The organism is Microbacterium sp. NPDC055502 (assembly GCF_053643635.1).
Window position 1 is genome coordinate 894052 of record NZ_JBSHKJ010000002.1, and the last position, 17343, is coordinate 911394.

The window sequence follows — 17343 nt, forward strand, 5'->3', positions numbered from 1 at the left end:
GTCAGTCCTCCCGTGCATCCAGCACCGCGTTCATCCGCGCGGTGAGCTCATGGTCGATCGCCAGGGCCGCGCCGTCGAGGGCGCGCACCGGCACTGCACCGCGCGTGCTGGAGCACAGCCACAGGGCATCCGCCCGCCGCAGATCCTCCCGCGTCACGGGCACGATCGCGGTGCGGCGGTCGGCGAGCCCCGCGAACACATCCCCCTGGGTGGTGCCCGGCAGCACGCCGAACTCCGGCGGCGGGGTGACCAGGGTGTCGTCGATGCGGGCGATCAGGGTCGACCGCGGCCCCTCCAGCACGAACCCGTCTGCGCTGACGAACACCACGTCGTCCGCACCGCGGCGTGCCGCCTCCCGCAGCGCCGCCTGGTTGACCGCGTAGGCGAGCGACTTCGCGCCCTGCAGCAGCCAGGGCGCCGTGTGCATCACGTCGTGCCGGTACCCGCGGTCGAGCACCACCGCGGTGACCCCCGCGGCGCGCACGGTCGAGGGGTCGGCGCCCGCGAAGCCGAGCACCCAGCCGGTGGGTCCCGCGTGGTCGAGCTCGTCGCCGCGGGTCATGGCGAACTTGATCGAGGCGATCTCGCCGTCGCGCAGCACCCCGGGTCGCGACACCGCGGCGGCCGCCCTGCGCACGGCCGTGCGCCAGCGGTCGAGCGACGGCGCCGGCAGCTCGAGCAGCGCAGCCGACCGTTCCAGCCGGTGCAGGTGCGCCTCCAGCGCCTGGGGCACGCCGTGGCGCACGACCGCGGTCTCGAACACGCCGTCCCCGCGGGTCACCCCCAGGTCGGTGGCGCGGATGATCGGGGTCGCGGGGTCCACCTCGACGACGGCGTCCGCGGGTTCGGTGTCCGGGGACAGCTCCAGCCGGTACAGCAGCAGTGCGCGCATGGGTCCACTCCTCGCAGCGGTCCGGGGCCGTCAGCCGAGCGTGAGGGCGGTGTCGCGCACGTCGGACGCCGCGGAGTCGTACACCCGCGCGGCGTCGCGCTCGATGCGCGCCACCCGCACCTCATGGCCGAGGCCGGGCCCGGTCGGCACCCGCACACGCCCCGCCTGAGCGGTGACGGGCGGCTCGATGATGTCGCTCTCGTAGTACTTGTCCGATCCGGACACGTCGGAGGGCAGCAGGAAGCCGGGCAACGACGAAACCGCGACGTTCGCGGCCCTGCCGACGCCGAACTCGTGCATGCCGCCGCACCACACGGGGATGCCGGCGTCGAGCGCGATGTCGTGCGCGGCGCGTGCCACCCCGAGCCCGCCCATCCGCGAGACCTTGATGTTGAGGATGCGCCCGGCGCCCAGACGGATCATGGCGCGCAGGTCGCCGAGCGCCACGACCGACTCGTCCAGGCACACGTCCGTGTCGAGGCGCGCCTGCAGCTCCGCGTGGGCCACCAGTTCGTGGGGGCCGAACGGCTGCTCGATCATGGTGAGCCCCTCGCGGTCAAGGCGCGCGAACACCGCGGCCGCCTCGTCGTCGTCGGGGTAGGCGCCGTTGGCGTCGACGTGGAGGTCGAGGTCGGGGTGGGCGGCGCGCACGGCCCGCACGGGCTCCACGTCCCACCCCGGCGCGATCTTGAGCTTGACCCGCGGGTAGCCGGCCGCGCGCTGCAGCTCGACCTGTGCGAGGAGCTCGTCGATCGACGGTTCGATGCCGAGCGAGACCCCCGCGACCACCTCGTCCCTGGTGCCGCCGAGCGCCGCGGCGAGCGCGATGCCGTGCGTGCGGGCGTACAGGTCCCACACCGCGCCGGAGAATCCCGCCTTCGCGAACTCGTGTCCGCGCACGCGCGACCACGTCGACTCCAGGTCGGCCGGGTCGTCGCCGGTCGCTCCGAGCAGGGCGGGGACCAGGTACCGCGTGGCGATCTCCCACGCGGTCACCGTGGTCTCCGCGCCGAAGTAGGGGTCGCTCGGGGACGCGATCTCCCCCCAGCCGGTGCGCCCGTCCGTGTCGGTGACCTCGACGAGGATGTGCTCGATGCCGGACTTGCGGTGCGAGCTGGTCTCGAAGCTGTGCCGCAGCGGCTGGCGCAGCGTGAACAGGCGGATGCGGTCGATCTTCACGCGCCGCCCTCCTCGCTGCGCGGCCGCGGCTGCTCCGGGCCGTAGAGGCCGAGGCGGGCCACGAGCCGGTCGCGCTCGGCCAGGCGGCGACGCGCACCCTTCGCGCTCGCCGTGGTCAGGGCGCTGAGCAGGTGGCAGACCGCCGCGACCGGGGTCGGCGAGTCGGCGTACGACGCCGACCCGGTGCGCACGCGGATGAGCGACGTGGCGATCGGTGCCAGCGGCGCGTCCTCGCTGTCGGTGATCACGACGAGCTGTCCGCCCGCCTCGTGGAACAGCCGTCCGAGCCGCACGGTCTCCTCGCGGTAGCGCCGCAGGGAGAACGCGATCAGCACGTCGGAGGCGCGCACATCGGTCAGCACGGTGAGCGGCTGCAGTGCGTGCCCGTCCACGAGGAACACGTTGGACAGCGTGGCGGAGAGATCGGCGGTGAGCAGCTGCGCGTACGCGGCGGCCTTGCCCTCGCCCGCGACGTAGCGACGGCGGGCGCCGAGCAGGAGCGCGGCCGCCTGCGGCACCTGCGCCGAGCGGCTGAGCTCCTCGAACGTCTGCGCGAGGGTGCGCTGCTCGGTCTCGATGATGCGCGCCTGGATGCTCTCGGCCGACTGGTTGGTGCGGATGCGCTCGCCGAAGCGGTCGCGCGGTGAGACGAGGTCGCGGTCCTCGTGGTGGTGGTCGCTCATGCCGGGCCCTCCCCTGGTGTCGCGCGGTAGACCGCCGTCTGATCGTCGAGGCGCGTCGCCGCCACCAGGACCTCCCCGCGGTGGAACACCCCGGTCATGCTGCGCTCGAGGTCGCGGCGCAGCGCCTCGCGCTCGGCCGGGCTCAGGCGGCCGGGGTGCACGGGGATCGCGATCCAGGTGCCGTCCGGTGCGGCGACCGCGCGACCCCAGTCGTCCGGCCCGAGCGCCGGGGCGGACGGCGGCGTGGCACGCGGAGACCGCGTGGCGGCGGTGAGGTCCCACGAGACCACGAGCCGGTCGGTGTCGGGGCGCGCGTAGTAGTCGCGCTCGAACGCGATGCCGACGGCGCCGAGCGAGCTGAGGTTGAAGTGCGCGTTGCGCGACAGCAGCGGGTCGAAGGTCCAGCGCATGGTGCGCTGCCCCCACCGGAGGGCGACCGCGCGCTGCGCGAGCTTGAGGGCCTGACCGACGCCGCGGCCCTGCTGGGCGGCCTCGACGGCGGCCGCCTGCGAGTAGTGGAACAGCGTGCCGTCGGTGTCGCACCCGGCGAAGCCGTAGGCGAATCCGATGAGCGCGCCGTCGTCGGCGAAGGCCCCGATCGCCGAACCGCCGTTGCGGGCGAGCGCGGTGAGCAGGTTGGCGTTCAGCGCGTACTCGCTCTCGGTGTAGGCGAACACCCTGGCGTACAGCGCCGCGGCCTCTCGGAACTCGGTGTACTGGGTCAGCTCCCGACAGCCGTAGCCGATGCCCGCGTCAGCGGCCACGGAGAAATGAGGCACGATACGTTTCCTAAGATTGAAGAGTCCTGCTGCTCTGAGCGATGTTATCGGCGGCTTGCACGGGGATCAAGAGGCAGATACGGTTCGTAACTGTGACCACTTCTCCGGCGGCGCAGCACGCGGACCACTCTTCTGACGACATCATCGCACTCGTGCGCGAGCTCGTGTCGATCGAGTCGCCGAGCCGCGACACCGCCGCTAGCGCCCGCATCGCCGACGTCCTGAGCGCCCGCTTCGAGGCCATCGGCGGCACCGTCCGCCGCGAGCCCACGAGCGCCGGGACCGACCTGGTGATCGACGTGCCGGGGACGGGCGATCCGCTCCTGTTCATCGGGCACACCGACACCGTGTGGCCCGTCGGCGCCCTCGACGGCGAGGTGCCCTGGGTGGAGGACGGCGACGTCGTCCGCGGACCGGGCGCCTACGACATGAAGGCCGGGATCGCGGTGATGCTCGAGGCTCTGCGCACCCTCCAGCCGCTGGCGGTCGAGCGGCGCCGGGCCGTGCGGGTGGTGCTCGTGTGCGACGAGGAGATCGGCTCCCCCGTGTCCGGGCCGCTGCTGGCCGCACGCGCGCGCGGGACCGCGGCGGCGATCGGCTTCGAGTCGCCGCACCCCGACGGCGCCCTCAAGGTCGGCCGTCGCGGCAGCGCGCGGGTGCGCCTCTCGGTCACCGGGCGCGCCGCCCACGCCGCCCTCGATCCGGAGCACGGGATCTCGGCCGTGGACGAACTCGTCGACCAGCTGCTCGCGGTGCGACGCATCGTCGCGGATCCCGCCCTGCCCGGTCCGGTGCTGTGCAACGTCGGCACGATCGCCGGAGGAGCCCGCACGAACGTGGTGCCGGCGGAGGCGGCGGCGGAGATCGGCCTGCGCTTCACGGATCCCGAGACCGAACGCCGGGTGCTCGACGCCCTGGCCGCGCTGCACCCGGTGCGCGAGGGCGCGACCGTGACGGCGGAGGTGCTCAGCGCGCGGCCGGCCTGGCGGGCCTCCGCGCAGGACGCCGCCCTGCTGGAGCAGATCTCCGAAGCGGCGGCCGGTGTCGGTCAGCGCATCGAGGGTCGTCCGGCCGCGGGCGCCGGGGACACCAACCTGCTGGGCGGGCTCGGGCTGCCGACCGTCGACGGCTTCGGGCCACGGGGCGGGGGCGCGCACGCGGTGGACGAGCATTTCCTGCGCTCCTCCCTGCACGACCGGGTCGCGCTCCTGCGTGCCGTGCTCACGATCGCCGCGGACTGACGATACGATTCCCGTTCGCGTGCCCCGGGACCCCTGGCGAGGATACGTTCCGGATCTCCACGGTGACGATGCGACGCCGTCTCGGCGGTTCCCGCACGTGCGCATCCTGGCAGCCCCGTGTTTCCGCCGTGTTACACCCGAACGGCGCCGGGGGGTCTTCTCCACGACCGCAGTTTTTCTTCCGCGATACGCATCGAATCTCTTGACCCCGGGCCCGACTTCCGCTTGCATGGTCTCCACCGACCCGGCTTCATCGTGGATCCGGGCGGCGCCCGAAGGGACTTCTTCCATGCGTCTTGCCCCCCGCTCGAAATCAGTGCGAAGTCTGACCGCCGCCGCGATCGCGACCGCGCTTCTCGTCGCCGCGCCGGTCGGTGCCGCCCAGGCGCAGACCGCGAGCGCCGCCACCGAATCCCCCGCATCGGACACCACGCTGCGCATCGCGACGTCCGGGTTCGTCGACACGTTCAACCCGTTCATCTCGATCTACCTCACGCCGACCAACATCATCCGGTACGTGTACGAGTCGCTCGTGCAGAACGACGCTGAGGACGGCTCCCCGACCAAGGGGCTGGCGGACTCGTGGGAGGCCACCGACGGGGGCCAGACCTGGACCTTCACGCTGCAGGACGACCTGGTGTGGTCCGACGGCGAGCCGATCACCTCCGCCGACGTGAAGTACACGTACGACCAGATGCTCACGGTGCCCGCGCTGGGCACCGCCAACGGCAACCTGGTGTCGAACTTCGACACGGTCGAGACGCCCGACGACAAGACCGTCGTCATCACCCTGAAGACCCCGCAGGCCCCGAACCCCGGCTCCGAGATCCCGATCGTGCCGAAGCACATCTGGGAGAAGGTCGACGACCCGACCACGTTCGCCAACGACTCCGAGGTCGTCGGCTCCGGCCCGTTCGTGCTGGACAGCTACTCCGCCAACCAGTCCATCACCCTGAAGGCGAACGAGAACTTCTGGCGCGGCGCCCCCAAGATCGACGCGATCCAGTACGTGTACTACACGAACTCCGACGCGCAGGTGCAGGCCCTCAAGGCGGGCGACGTCGACCTCGTCACCGGTCTCACCCCCACCCAGTTCGAGGCGCTCGACGGCGTCGACGGCGTCACCACCCACTCCGGTGAGGGCCGCCGCTACCACTCGATCAGCATCAACGTGGGCCAGCAGACCCGCGACAACGTCCCCTACGGCACCGGCAACGCCGCGCTCAAGGAGCTCGAGGTGCGCCAGGCCATCCGCCTCGGCACCGACACCGCGACCCTGCTCGACAAGGTGCTCGACGGCGAGGGCACGCTGGCGACGAGCTTCATCCCCGCGTCCTTCCCGAAGTGGCACCTGTCGGAGGACGACGACGTGATCGTCGGCTTCGACCCCGAGGCCGCGCAGGCGAAGCTCGACGAGGCCGGCTGGACGCCCGGGGCCGACGGCATCCGCGAGAAGGACGGGCAGCGTCTCGCGCTGCGCCTGCTGATCGATGCCGACGACGCGAACGAGCAGTCCATCTCCGACTTCTTCGTGCCGTGGATGAAGGACATCGGCATCGAGATCACGGTCGAGTCCACCGACTCCGACACCATCAGCGCGAAGGCCACGTCCGGCGACTACGACCTGTACTTCAGCGGCTGGTCGGTCAACCCCGACCCCGACTACCAGCTCGGCATCAACACCTGCATGAACCTGCCGACCGCGACCGACGGCACCGGCGGCACCACGCAGGACGGCTACTGCAACCCCGAGTTCGACGAGATGTACGCCCAGCAGCGCTCCGAGATCGACGAGGAGAAGCGGCAGGAGATCGTGCACGACATGCTCGCGCTGAACTACACCGACACCGCGCAGGTGGCCACCTGGTACGCCAACTCGCTCGAGGCGTACCGCTCCGACCGCTTCACCGGGTTCACCCTGCAGCCCAAGGACGGCGGCATCATCGCCAACCAGGCCGGCTACTGGGGCTACCTGACCGTGGAGCCGGTCGAGGGCGCGACGGCCGGCGGCACGGGCACCAACACGGGCCTCATCATCGGCGGAGTCGTCGTGGGAGTGATCGTCGTGGGCGCCCTGGTCTTCTTCCTGATCCGACGCCGCAACATCGCCGACGTCGAATGAGCCCCGCGAGACGTCGCGGGCGGCGATAGCCCGCCCCCGCGACGTCTCCGGCTCCGCAGCAAGGAGACCCCCATGTCCAACGCGGTACCCCCCTCCACCTCGGCCATCGCCACGAGCGCGGCCGCCGAAGAGCAGCCGACCGGCGTCGGCGCCCTCCGGTACATCCTCGGCAAGCTCGGCGGCGCGGCCATCAGCCTCGCGATGGTGATTCTCCTCGGATTCTTCGCCTTCAAGATCCTGCCCGGCGACCCGGTCGCCTCGATCGCCCGCGAACGCGGCATGAGCGCCGAGCAGGCCGACCAGCTGCGTGAGCAGCTCGGCCTGAACAAGCCGCTGTGGCAGCAGTTCTTCGACTACCTCGGCAACGTCTTCACCCTCAACTTCGGCACGAGCTACGTGTACCGCACGTCGGTGTCCGAGCTGATCGGCCAGTACTTCTGGAACACGATCCTGCTCACCGGGACCGCGGCGGTGATCGCGATCGCGCTCGGCCTGTGGCTCGGCCAGAAGGCGGCGTGGAAGCACGGCTCCACCTTCGACCGCATCGTCTCCGGCACCTCGCTCGTGTTCTGGTCGGTGCCGACGTTCTGGCTGGCCCTGCTGCTGCTGATGATCTTCGGCGGCACGCTGCACTGGTTCCCCACCGGCGGCATGGTGTCTCCCAACCCGCCGACCGACCCGGTGGGCATCGTGCTCGACGTGATCTCGCACATGGTGCTGCCGGTGATCACGATGGTCGCCGTGGTGTACGCGCAGTACCTCATGGTGATGCGCAGCTCGCTCCTGGAGGAGATGGGCGCCGACTACCTCACCACCGCACGCGCCAAGGGCCTCCGCGAAGACCTCGTGCGCCGCCGCCACGCCGTGCCGAACGCGCTGCTTCCCACCGTCACCCTCGTGTTCATGCACATCGGCGGCCTGATCGCGGGAGCCGTGACCGTGGAGACGGTGTTCTCCTGGCCCGGCCTCGGCAAGCTCACGTTCGAGGCGATCTCCGGCCCCGACCTCCCGCTCCTGCAGGGCACCTTCGTGGTGTTCTCCACGATCATCATCGTGATGAACCTCATCGCGGACCTCATCTACCGTCAGCTCGACCCGAGGGTGAGGCGCGCATGACCACGGCATCCCCGACCATCCGTTCGCCCCGCGCCCTGGCATGGCACCGCCGCGGCGTCGCCTTCACCGGCTTCTGCCGGGAGTTCGCGCACCACCGCGCCGGCATGGTGGGGCTCGTCTTCCTCATCATCGTGGCGCTCGTCGCGATCTTCGCGCCCGTCATCGCCCCCGCGAGCATGCTCGACGTGACGAAGCTCGTCGACGTGCAGCGGTTCGCCCCGCCCTCGTGGGAGCACCCGCTGGGCACCGACCACCAGGGTCGCGAGATCTGGGTGCGCATGGTGTGGGGCGCCAGGGTGTCGCTGCTCGTCGGCCTCGCCGCCACCGCGATGTCGATGATCATCGGCACGCTCGTCGGCATCGCCGCCGGACACTTCACCGGCTTCTTCGGCGGCCTCATGATGCGCATCATCGACTTCTTCCTGGTGCTGCCGTCGCTGATCCTCGCGATCGTGCTGTCGTCGGTGCTGAGCCGCGGAGTGTGGACGATCATCATCGCCATCGGCCTCACCTCCTGGGCGGGCACGGCCCGCGTGGTGCGCGCGCAGACGCTGTCGGTCGAGTCGCGCGACTACATCGAGCGCTCCCGGGCGCTCGGCGCCGGCCACTGGCACATCATCCTCAAGCACCTGCTGCCCGGGGTGCTGCCGCTCGTGCTCGCGAACACGACCCTCACGGTCGGCTCCGCGATCATCTCCGAGTCGACGCTGGCGTTCCTCGGCCTCGGCGACACGACCCTGCAGTCCTGGGGCTCGATCCTGAAGAACGCGATGGACGTCTCCGCCGCGACCAGCGGCTACTGGTGGTACGTGCTCGTGCCCGGTATCGCGATCGTGCTCGTGGTGCTGGCCTTCACCGTGATGGGCCGCGCGGTCGAGAACATCACCAACCCGACGCTGAGGAGCCGCTGAGATGCCCGACCTGATCTTCGACGACGTCTCCATCACCTACCGCACCTCCGGCCGCTCCGGCCGCGACGAGGTCGCCGCGGTGCGCAACGTCTCCCTCACCCTCCCCGCCGGGCAGACCCTCGGCATCGCCGGCGAGTCGGGGTCGGGCAAGAGCACCCTCGCGATGAGCGTGCTGCGCCTGCTCCCCCGCAACGCCCGACTCAGCGGACGCGTGCTGCTGGGCGACCAGGACGTGGCGACGCTGTCGTTCGGACAGCTGCGCGCCGTGCGGTGGGCGCAGACCTCCATCGTGTTCCAGGGCGCGATGCACTCGCTGAACCCGGTGCGCACGGTCGCATGGCAGCTGAACGAGGCGCTGGAGCTGCACGCCTCCGATCGCTGGAAGACCGAGAAGGCGCGGAAGGAACGGGTGCGCGAGCTGCTCGACGTCGTCGACCTTCCGCCGCAGAAGGGCGAGGCGTATCCGCACGAGCTCTCCGGCGGGCAGCGGCAGCGCGTCATGATCGCGATGGCTCTCGCGTGCGACCCCGAGGTGATCATCGCGGACGAGCCCACCACCGCGCTCGACGTGATCGTGCAGAAGCAGATCCTCGACATGATCTCCCGGCTGGTCGCCGAGCGCGGCATCTCGATGCTGATGATCAGCCACGACCTGTCGGTGCTCGCGACCGCGTGCGACCGCATCGCGATCATGCGCAACGGCGAGCTGGTCGAGGTCGGCGAGAGCTACGCGGTGTGCACGACGCCCGAGCAGGCGTACACGCGCCAGCTCGCCGACGCGTTCCCCACCATCGGCGACCCCGCCCCCCGCATGGCGCCGGTGACCCGGCACGGACGCGACGCCGACGACGTGCCGGAGATCGTCCACGGCGACGAGGTGCTGCTGGAGGCGAAGGGCCTCAACGTCACCTACCGCTCGGGCGGCCGCCCCGTGCACGCGGTGCGCGACGTCGACCTCGCGGTGCGGCGCGGCGAGATCGTGGCGCTGGTCGGCCAGTCCGGCTCGGGCAAGTCGACCCTCGCCCGCGCCCTCATGGGACTGCAGCCCGCCGACCCGGGGTCGCAGATCCTGTTCGAGGGCTCTCCGATCGCGGCGAAGGGCCGGGCGCTCGCGCAGTTCCGCTCGCAGGTGCAGCTGGTGCTGCAGGACCCGTGGGCGGCGCTCAACCCCAAGCACAGCGTGTACGAGTCGGTCGCCGAGGGCCTGCGCGTGCAGCGCTACCCCGGAGACGAGCGCGAGCGCGTGGCGCAGAGCCTCGCCGACGCCGAGCTGACGCCGCCCGAGCAGTACTTCGGCGCGATCCCGCAGGAGCTCAGCGGCGGTCAGCGGCAGCGCGTCGTGATCGCCGGGGCCCTGGCCGTGCAGCCGCAGATGCTGATCGCCGACGAACCCGTCGCCTCGCTCGACGCCTCGGTGCGCGGCGAGATCCTGGGACTGCTGCTCGACCTGCGCCGCCGCCTCGGGCTCTCGGCGCTCGTCATCACGCACGACCTCGGGCTCGCATGGAACATCGCCCACACGGTCGCCGTCATGTACCACGGGCAGATCGTGGAGCACGGCCCCACGGAGGAGGTGCTGCTGAACCCGCAGCACGAGTACACGCGGCACCTGCTCTCTGCGGCACCGCGCATCGAGGAGAGGACCGCATGACCGACACGATGGAGGGCACCGCGATCGGCACGGACTCGCCCTACCTGGACTCCGCGCCGCTGCGACCGGGCGACACCGTGGCGATCGTGTCGCCCTCGGGCCCCGGCAACGAGGAGAACACGCAGCGCGCCGTCGACTACTACGAGTCGTGGGGCCTGAACGTGAGGGTGGGAGAGCACGTGCTCACGCCGCACCCGCGCGCCTCCTACCTCGCCGGCCCCGACGACCTGCGCCGCGCCGACCTCGTGGCCGCCTGGCTGGACCCCGAGGTCGACGCGGTCGTCACGGCCCGCGGCGGCTACGGCGCCCTGCGGCTGCTCGACGGCATCGACTGGGCGGCCATGCGGCGCGGAGCCCTCCGGCGCGACGGACGGCCGAAGCTGCTCACCGGCTCGTCCGACGTGACCGCGCTGCACGAGACCTGGCGCGCGCACCTCGGCGTCGCCACGCTGTTCTGTCCGATGGCGGGCAACAACGTGTTCCGCGATTCGCCGACCGTGCGCGACGACGTGCAGCGCTGGCTGTTCGAGCCCTGGCGCGGACGCGAGCTCATCGGCCCGAAGACCGAGATCATGACGCGGGGCCGGGCGGAGGGACGCTTCACCGGCGGCAACCTCAGCCTCCTGGCGGCGGGACTGGGGGCGCCGGAGGCCGCCGTCGCCGCCCCGGGCATCCTGTTCCTGGAGGACATCACGGAGGAGCCGTACCGGCTGGACGGCTTCGTGACGCAGCTGCGCCGGGCCGGGCGGCTCGCCCAGGCCTCGGGCATCGTGCTGGGCTCCTGGCACGAGTGCGGCGACCTCGAGCTCGTGCACGCCCTGATGCGCGACGAGTTCCAAGACCGCGGGGTGCCGGTGCTGTGGGAGCAGGGCTTCGGCCACGACCCGCACGCGCTCACGATCCCGCTCGGCGTGGACGGGGTGCTCGACGCGACCGGGGACGAGCCGCGCCTCACGGTCGGGCTGCCGGCATGATCGCCCTCCCCCCGCTCGACCCCCGGGCGACCTGGTCCGTCCGGCTGCTCGACGCGGACACCGGGGCGACCCTGGCCGAGCACGACCCGGACGTGCAGTGCGAGACCGCGAGCATCGGCAAGATCTTCCTGCTCATCGAGGTCGCCCGGCGGCTGGAGGACGGGACGCTCGCGGCGGACGCGCGCATCGACATCCCCGACGAGCACCGTGTCGAGGACTCGGGGCTGCTGTACCGGATGCACGACCAGCGCGTCACCGTGCACGACGCGGCACTCCTCGTCGGCGCCGTGAGCGACAACCTCGCCACGAACGCGCTCCTCCACCTCTGCGGACTCGACGCCGTCCGCGCGGTCGCCCCGGAGCTCGGCTACCGCGACACCGCGCTGCACGACTACATCCGCAACGAGCGCACGCCCGACCTGCCGTGGACGCCGTCGTTCGGCACCGCGGCCGAGCTGTCCGACGTGATGCGGCGGCTCGGCGCCGGCGAGGTCTTCTCCCCCGCCGTGAGTGCGCGCGTGCTGGACTGGCTGGCCGCCGACACCGACACGTCGATGGCCGCCGACGCGTTCCTGCTCGACCCCCTCGCGCACGTCGAGGCCGAGTACCAGGGCCTGGTGCTGCGTCACAAGACCGGCAGCGTGGGCTTCGCGCGGGTGGACGTCGGACTGCTGCGCGGCCCGGAGGGCGCGGTCGCCTACGCCGTCGCGGCGAACTGGAAGACCGCGGGCACCGATCTGCGAGCGCCCGTGCTCGACGGCATGCGCGCGGTCGGCGAGCTCATCCGGGCGCACGTGACCGGACGCCCGCGCGACGACGGAGGGGACGCATGAGCGCGATCGACGTGGAGCTGCCGAGCGGGAACGGCACCGTGTGGTCGGTGCTCGTGCAGGACGTCGACACCGGCGAGGTGCTGCTGCGCCACGACCCCGAGGCCGTGCAGGACACCGCGAGCGTGGGCAAGATCTTCCTGCTGCACCGGCTGCTCGCCGAGGTCGACGCGGGCACCCGCACGCTGGAAGAGCGCGTGACCCGGCGCCCCGTGGAGGCCATCGAGGACTCGGGGCTGTGGTACCTGCTGCAGGCCGACGAGCTGTCGCTGTACGACGTGGCGGCGCTGATCGGCGCGGTGAGCGACAACGCCGCCACCAACACCCTGGGCCGCGTGATCGGCATCCCCGTGGTGCAGGAGCACACCCGCGCGCTCGGCTACACCGCCTCCGCGCTCGACGACATCGTGCGGTGGCCGATCCCGCCCGGCGCTCCCCGGACGCTGTCGCACGCGAACGCCGCGGAGCTCGTGCGCTTCATGTCGCGGCTCGCCGACGGCGCCGATCTCTCGCCCGCGTCGGCCGACACGCTGCGGCGGTGGCTCGGTGCAGGCATGGACCTGTCGATGGTCGCCTCGGCGTTCGAGCTCGACCCGCTCGCGCACTGGGGTTTCGACCGTGGCGTGTGGCTGCTGAACAAGACCGGGACGATCTCGCGGGTCCGCGCCGACACGGGCCTCGTCATGTCCCCCACCCGGCGCATCGCCTACGCCGTGCTGGCCACCTGGAACAGCGGTGCGGACGGCCGCGGCCCGGTGCTCGCGGCCATGCGCCGGATCGGCGAGGGCATCCACGCCGCGCTCGCCGACTGAGCACCGCTCGCACCGCACGACATCCGGGCGCGGTTGCCGCGACACGTCGCGCGTCCGTCCTCCACGGCGACGTTTCCCCCCCGCCGGTCAGACGACCCCGGCGCGCGCCAGGCGCTCGCGCACCCGATCGATCGGCACCGCGTGCGCCGTCCGCCCCTCGGGGCCCACGGTGGTCTCGGCGGCCAGCACGGAGTTGATCAGCGCCTCCTCGACCGCGTCCATCGTCGCGGCGAACAGCGGCGAGAGCTCGTCGTCCGCCGCGAGCCCGCCCGTCGCCGGGTCGTGCACGGAGAACGCGATGGCGTAGTCGCCGCTGCCCTGCGCGTAGTCGGCACCGACGCCCCGCATCGCGAACACGGCGCGGTTGGCCACGCGCCCGAGCTGGCGGCCGTCGACCGGCGCATCGGTGGCGACGACGATCATGCAGGAGTTCCCGACCGGCTCCGCAGGGTCGTCCGTGAGCAGCTCCTCCGCGGGCAGGGGCACCCCGGCGATGCGCAGCGTGCCACTGAAGTTCGTCTGCACGAGCGCGCCGACCGTGCACGGGGTTCCGGCCACGTCGACCACCCGTGACGCCGTGCCGATGCCGCCCTTGTAGCCGAGGGCGACCGTCCCGGCACCCGCACCGACACAGCCCTCCGCGACGGGACCGGACGCCGCCGCCTCCAGTGCCGCGACCACCTGCTCCTCGCCCACGGCCCGCCGACGGATGTCCGAGAGGAACCCGTCGTTCGTCTCCCCCACCACCGGGTTCAGCGTCGTCGTGTGCGCGTGCGCGGGCGTCGCCAGCAGGTGCCCGAGCAGCGCGTCGGCCACGCGGAACACCGACAGGGTCGACGTGAGGAGGATCGGTGTCTCCAGCGCGCCGAGCTCGCGCAGCTGCGTGGCACCGACGAGCTTGCCGTAGCCGTTGCCCACGGAGAGGTTCGCGGGAAGGCTGCGGCGCCGCGCGGTGAGCGCGTCCGGCACGATCGCCGTGACCCCCGTGTGCAGACCGTCGCCGTGCAGCGTGGCGTGGCCGACCCGCACCCCGGGCACGTCGGTGATCGCGTTCTCCGCACCGCGCGCGAAGGCTCCGGGCGCGACGCCGAGGTCGGCGAGCCGGGGACGGGTGGACGAGGACGACGGCGATGTCATGCTCCGATCCTCCCAGTCGCGGCGGGTGCGGGTCCGCGCCGCGCCGAGTGCCCGCCGCGGTCGAGCGACCCGCCCGCACGCTCGGTAGACTGGGCGGCACCACCCACACTCAGGCACGCTCACACAGTGCCGCATACATCGCTCGAGGAGACCTCCATGTCCGCCATCCCTGACAAGCCCGCACTCGAAGGTCTCGAAGCGAAGTGGGACGCCGCCTGGGCGGAGCAGGGCACCTACCTGTTCGACCGTCTGCGCGCCGCGGAACTCGGCCGTGAGGGCGTGTACTCGATCGACACCCCGCCGCCCACCGCCTCGGGCAGCCTGCACATCGGGCACGTGTTCTCGTACACCCACACCGACGTCAAGGCGCGGTACGAGCGGATGCGCGGCAAGACCGTGTTCTACCCGATGGGCTGGGACGACAACGGCCTGCCCACCGAGCGCCGCGTGCAGAACTACTACGGCGTGCGCTGCGACCCCTCGCTCCCCTACGACCCCGACTTCACCCCGCCGTTCGAGGGCGGAGACAACAAGTCCAGCCGTGCGGCCGACCAGCAGCCCATCAGCCGGCGCAACTTCATCGAGCTGTGCGAGCGCCTCACGATCGAGGATGAGAAGCAGTTCGAGGCCCTGTTCCGGCAGCTCGGCCTGAGCGTGGACTGGACGCAGACCTACCGCACGATCTCCGACGACACGATCCGCCAGAGCCAGCTCGCGTTCCTGCGCAACATCGACCGGGGCGAGGCCTACCAGGCCCTCGCGCCGACGCTGTGGGACATCGACTTCCGCTCCGCCATCGCGCAGGCCGAGCTCGAGGATCGCGACCAGCAGGCCGCCTATCACACGATCGAGTTCCCCTTCGCGGACGGCTCCGGCTCGATCGCGATCGACACCACACGTCCGGAGCTCCTCCCCGCGTGCATCGCGATCGTGACCCACCCCGAGGGCCCGCACAAGCACCTGATCGGCACGAAGGTGCGCACCCCGTTCTTCGGTGCCGAGATCGAGATCCACGGTCACCACCTCGCCCAGCCCGACAAGGGCACCGGTGCCGCCATGGTGTGCACCTTCGGCGACGTGACCGACATCGTCTGGTGGCGCGAGCTGCGCACGACCGATGGTCGCGACCTGCCGAACATGACCACGATCGGCCTCGACGGCCGGTTCCTCCCGGAGGCTCCGTCCCTCGTGGCCGACGCCGACGCCCGCGCCTGGTACGCGGCCGAGGTCGCCGGCAAGACCGTGTTCAGCGCCCGCAAGGCGATCGTCGAGAAGCTGCAGGAGACGGGCGACCTGACCGCGGTCGGCAAGCCCTTCCAGCACGCCGTGAAGTTCTTCGAGAAGGGCGACCGTCCGCTCGAGATCGTGTCCACGCGCCAGTGGTACATCCGCAACGGCGCCCGCGACGGCGAGCTGCGTGACCAGCTGCTCGCGCACGGGCAGGAGCTCGCGTGGCACCCCGACTTCATGCGCGTGCGGTACGAGAACTGGGTCGGCGGTCTCACCGGCGACTGGCTCGTGTCCCGGCAGCGCTTCTTCGGCGTGCCGATCCCCCTCTGGTACGCGCTTGATGAGAACGGCGACCGCGACTACGACCGCGTGCTCGTCCCCGACGCCGCGAGCCTGCCGATCGACCCGACCACCGACGTGCCGGCCGGGTACACGGAAGACCAGCGCGGCGTGCCGGGCGGGTTCGACGCCGAGGCCGACATCCTCGACACGTGGGCCACGTCGTCGCTCACGCCGCAGCTCGCCGGCGGCTGGCAGCGCGACGAGGAGCTGTGGCAGCTCACGGCCCCGTTCGACCTGCGTCCGCAGGGGCAGGACATCATCCGCACCTGGCTGTTCTCCACCATGCTGCGTTCCACGCTGGAGGACGGCAGGGCCCCGTGGAAGAACGCCGCGATCTCCGGCTTCATCGTCGACCCGGACCGCAAGAAGATGTCGAAGTCGAAGGGCAACGTGGTCACCCCGGCCGACGTGCTCGACGCGCACGGCTCCGACGCGGTGCGGTACTGGGCGGCCTCCAGCCGACTGGGCATGGACGCCGCGTTCGACCCGCAGAATCCGACCCAGGTGAAGATCGGGCGGCGCCTGGCCATCAAGGTGCTCAACGCCGCGAAGTTCGTGCTGTCGTTCCCGGTGCCGGAGGGGGCGCAGGTCACCCACGCGCTGGACGCCTCGATGCTCACGGCCCTCGACGCCGTGGTGGCGGAGGCGACCGCGGCGTTCGACCGCTACGACGCCGCGCGCGCGCTCGAGCTCACCGAGGCGTTCTTCTGGACGTTCTGCGACGACTACCTGGAGCTGGTGAAGGAGCGGGCGTACAACCAGAACGACGTGGGACAGGCGTCGGCGGCACTGGCGCTGCGCCTGGCGCTGTCCACGCTCCTGCGACTGCTCGCGCCCGTGCTGTCGTTCGCGACCGAGGAGGCGTGGTCGTGGTTCGAGCAGGGTTCCGTGCACACCGCCGCGTGGCCGGAGCCGCTGGGCATCGAGGGCGACGCCGCGGTGCTGGCCGCCGCGAGCGAGGCCCTGATCGGCATCCGTCGTGCGAAGACCGAGGCGAAGGCGTCGCAGAAGACCCCGGTGTCGCGCGCGGCGATCGCCGCCCCTGCCGCGAAGCTCGACGCGCTGCGCGCCGCTGCCGACGACCTCCGCGCGGTCGGCCGCATTGCCGAGCTCGAGTTCACCGAGGCCGAGGAGTTCGCGGTGACCGCGATCGAGCTCGCCCCGGTCGAGGCGTCGTGATGCAGCTCGGCACCCGCTGGGCCACCGGCACGCAGCCGCCCGCGTCGGTCCCGGAGGCGCTGCGCCCCGCGATCGCCGAGGTCGAGGCCCGCGGGCTCACCGGACACTGGACGCTCACCTGGCTGGAGGGCCGGGCGCTCGCCGAGCTCGACGCGGCCTGGGAGGTCGTGCAGACGGCGTCCGGCGAGGTGGTGGCGCGTCCGTTCGAGGACTGAGCAGCCCCCGTGCGACGAGAGCCCCGGATCCTCTGCGGATCCGGGGCTCT

At 71.8% G+C, this 17343-nt stretch carries 15 protein-coding genes; 10 read left to right on the plus strand and 5 right to left on the minus strand.

From position 1 onward, the window contains the following. Position 1: 1 nt before the first annotated feature. From ACWH95_RS15355 to ACWH95_RS15370, 4 genes are read right to left on the minus strand one after another with little or no spacing between them, the layout of a single operon-like run. Positions 2–892, minus strand: coding sequence for an aminotransferase class IV (locus ACWH95_RS15355; protein ID WP_378803785.1), 891 nt, complete (start codon positions 890–892; stop codon positions 2–4). 30 nt (positions 893–922) lie between these two features. Further along, entirely contained in the window at positions 923–2071 is a 1149-nt protein-coding gene (menC, locus tag ACWH95_RS15360) for an o-succinylbenzoate synthase (protein ID WP_378803786.1), read from the minus strand. Next, positions 2068–2754 (minus strand): MurR/RpiR family transcriptional regulator, encoded by a 687-nt coding sequence (locus ACWH95_RS15365; protein WP_136030929.1) that lies wholly within the window; start codon positions 2752–2754, stop codon positions 2068–2070. Before ACWH95_RS15365 ends, menC begins: the two co-directional genes overlap by 4 nt. After that, positions 2751–3533: a hypothetical protein gene (locus ACWH95_RS15370; RefSeq protein ID WP_378803787.1), complete on the minus strand. Its 783-nt coding sequence runs from the start codon at positions 3531–3533 to the stop codon at positions 2751–2753. Before ACWH95_RS15370 ends, ACWH95_RS15365 begins: the two co-directional genes overlap by 4 nt. A gap of 92 nt (positions 3534–3625) precedes the next feature. Here ACWH95_RS15370 and ACWH95_RS15375 point away from each other — a divergent pair, with 92 nt between their 5' ends. From ACWH95_RS15375 to ACWH95_RS15410, 8 genes are all read left to right on the plus strand, one after another. Next, positions 3626–4774 carry a M20/M25/M40 family metallo-hydrolase gene (locus tag ACWH95_RS15375; protein ID WP_452313110.1) on the plus strand — a complete coding sequence of 383 codons (1149 nt, stop codon included), beginning with the start codon at positions 3626–3628 and terminating at the stop codon, positions 4772–4774. A 316-nt stretch (positions 4775–5090) separates the two neighbouring features. Next, entirely contained in the window at positions 5091–6896 is a 1806-nt protein-coding gene (locus ACWH95_RS15380; RefSeq protein ID WP_240745286.1) for an ABC transporter substrate-binding protein, read from the plus strand. A gap of 72 nt (positions 6897–6968) precedes the next feature. Then, on the plus strand, positions 6969–8012 hold the full coding sequence (locus ACWH95_RS15385; protein ID WP_136035442.1) for an ABC transporter permease: 1044 nt from the start codon (positions 6969–6971) through the stop codon (positions 8010–8012). Next, a complete protein-coding gene (locus ACWH95_RS15390) occupies positions 8009–8923 on the plus strand; it encodes an ABC transporter permease (protein ID WP_136030919.1) in 915 nt (304 codons plus the stop codon). Before ACWH95_RS15385 ends, ACWH95_RS15390 begins: the two co-directional genes overlap by 4 nt. 1 nt (position 8924) lies before the next feature. After that, positions 8925–10574, plus strand: a complete 1650-nt coding sequence (locus ACWH95_RS15395; protein ID WP_454120931.1) for an ATP-binding cassette domain-containing protein — start codon at positions 8925–8927, stop codon at positions 10572–10574. Continuing rightward, positions 10571–11548 carry a S66 peptidase family protein gene (locus ACWH95_RS15400; protein WP_240744545.1) on the plus strand — a complete coding sequence of 326 codons (978 nt, stop codon included), beginning with the start codon at positions 10571–10573 and terminating at the stop codon, positions 11546–11548. Before ACWH95_RS15395 ends, ACWH95_RS15400 begins: the two co-directional genes overlap by 4 nt. Continuing rightward, the gene (locus ACWH95_RS15405; RefSeq protein WP_136030915.1) at positions 11545–12381 is read left to right on the plus strand and encodes a serine hydrolase; all 837 of its coding nucleotides are present in this window, start codon (positions 11545–11547) and stop codon (positions 12379–12381) included. Before ACWH95_RS15400 ends, ACWH95_RS15405 begins: the two co-directional genes overlap by 4 nt. Further along, positions 12378–13190 (plus strand): serine hydrolase, encoded by an 813-nt coding sequence (locus ACWH95_RS15410; RefSeq protein WP_136035491.1) that lies wholly within the window; start codon positions 12378–12380, stop codon positions 13188–13190. The genes ACWH95_RS15405 and ACWH95_RS15410 overlap by 4 nt, the downstream gene beginning before the upstream one ends. Before the next feature lie 87 nt (positions 13191–13277). Here the strand turns inward: ACWH95_RS15410 and ACWH95_RS15415 are convergent, their stop codons facing one another. Continuing rightward, complete coding sequence (locus tag ACWH95_RS15415) at positions 13278–14327, minus strand: P1 family peptidase (RefSeq protein ID WP_206251091.1); 1050 nt, start codon at positions 14325–14327, stop codon at positions 13278–13280. Between the two features lie 156 nt (positions 14328–14483). Between ACWH95_RS15415 and valS the strand changes: the two genes are divergently transcribed. Together valS and ACWH95_RS15425 are read left to right on the plus strand one after the other, a co-directional pair. Next, complete coding sequence (gene valS, locus ACWH95_RS15420) at positions 14484–17078, plus strand: valine--tRNA ligase (RefSeq protein ID WP_136044812.1); 2595 nt, start codon at positions 14484–14486, stop codon at positions 17076–17078. After that, complete coding sequence (locus tag ACWH95_RS15425) at positions 17078–17293, plus strand: hypothetical protein (protein WP_454120932.1); 216 nt, start codon at positions 17078–17080, stop codon at positions 17291–17293. Before valS ends, ACWH95_RS15425 begins: the two co-directional genes overlap by 1 nt. The last annotated feature ends 50 nt before the right edge of the window (positions 17294–17343 follow it).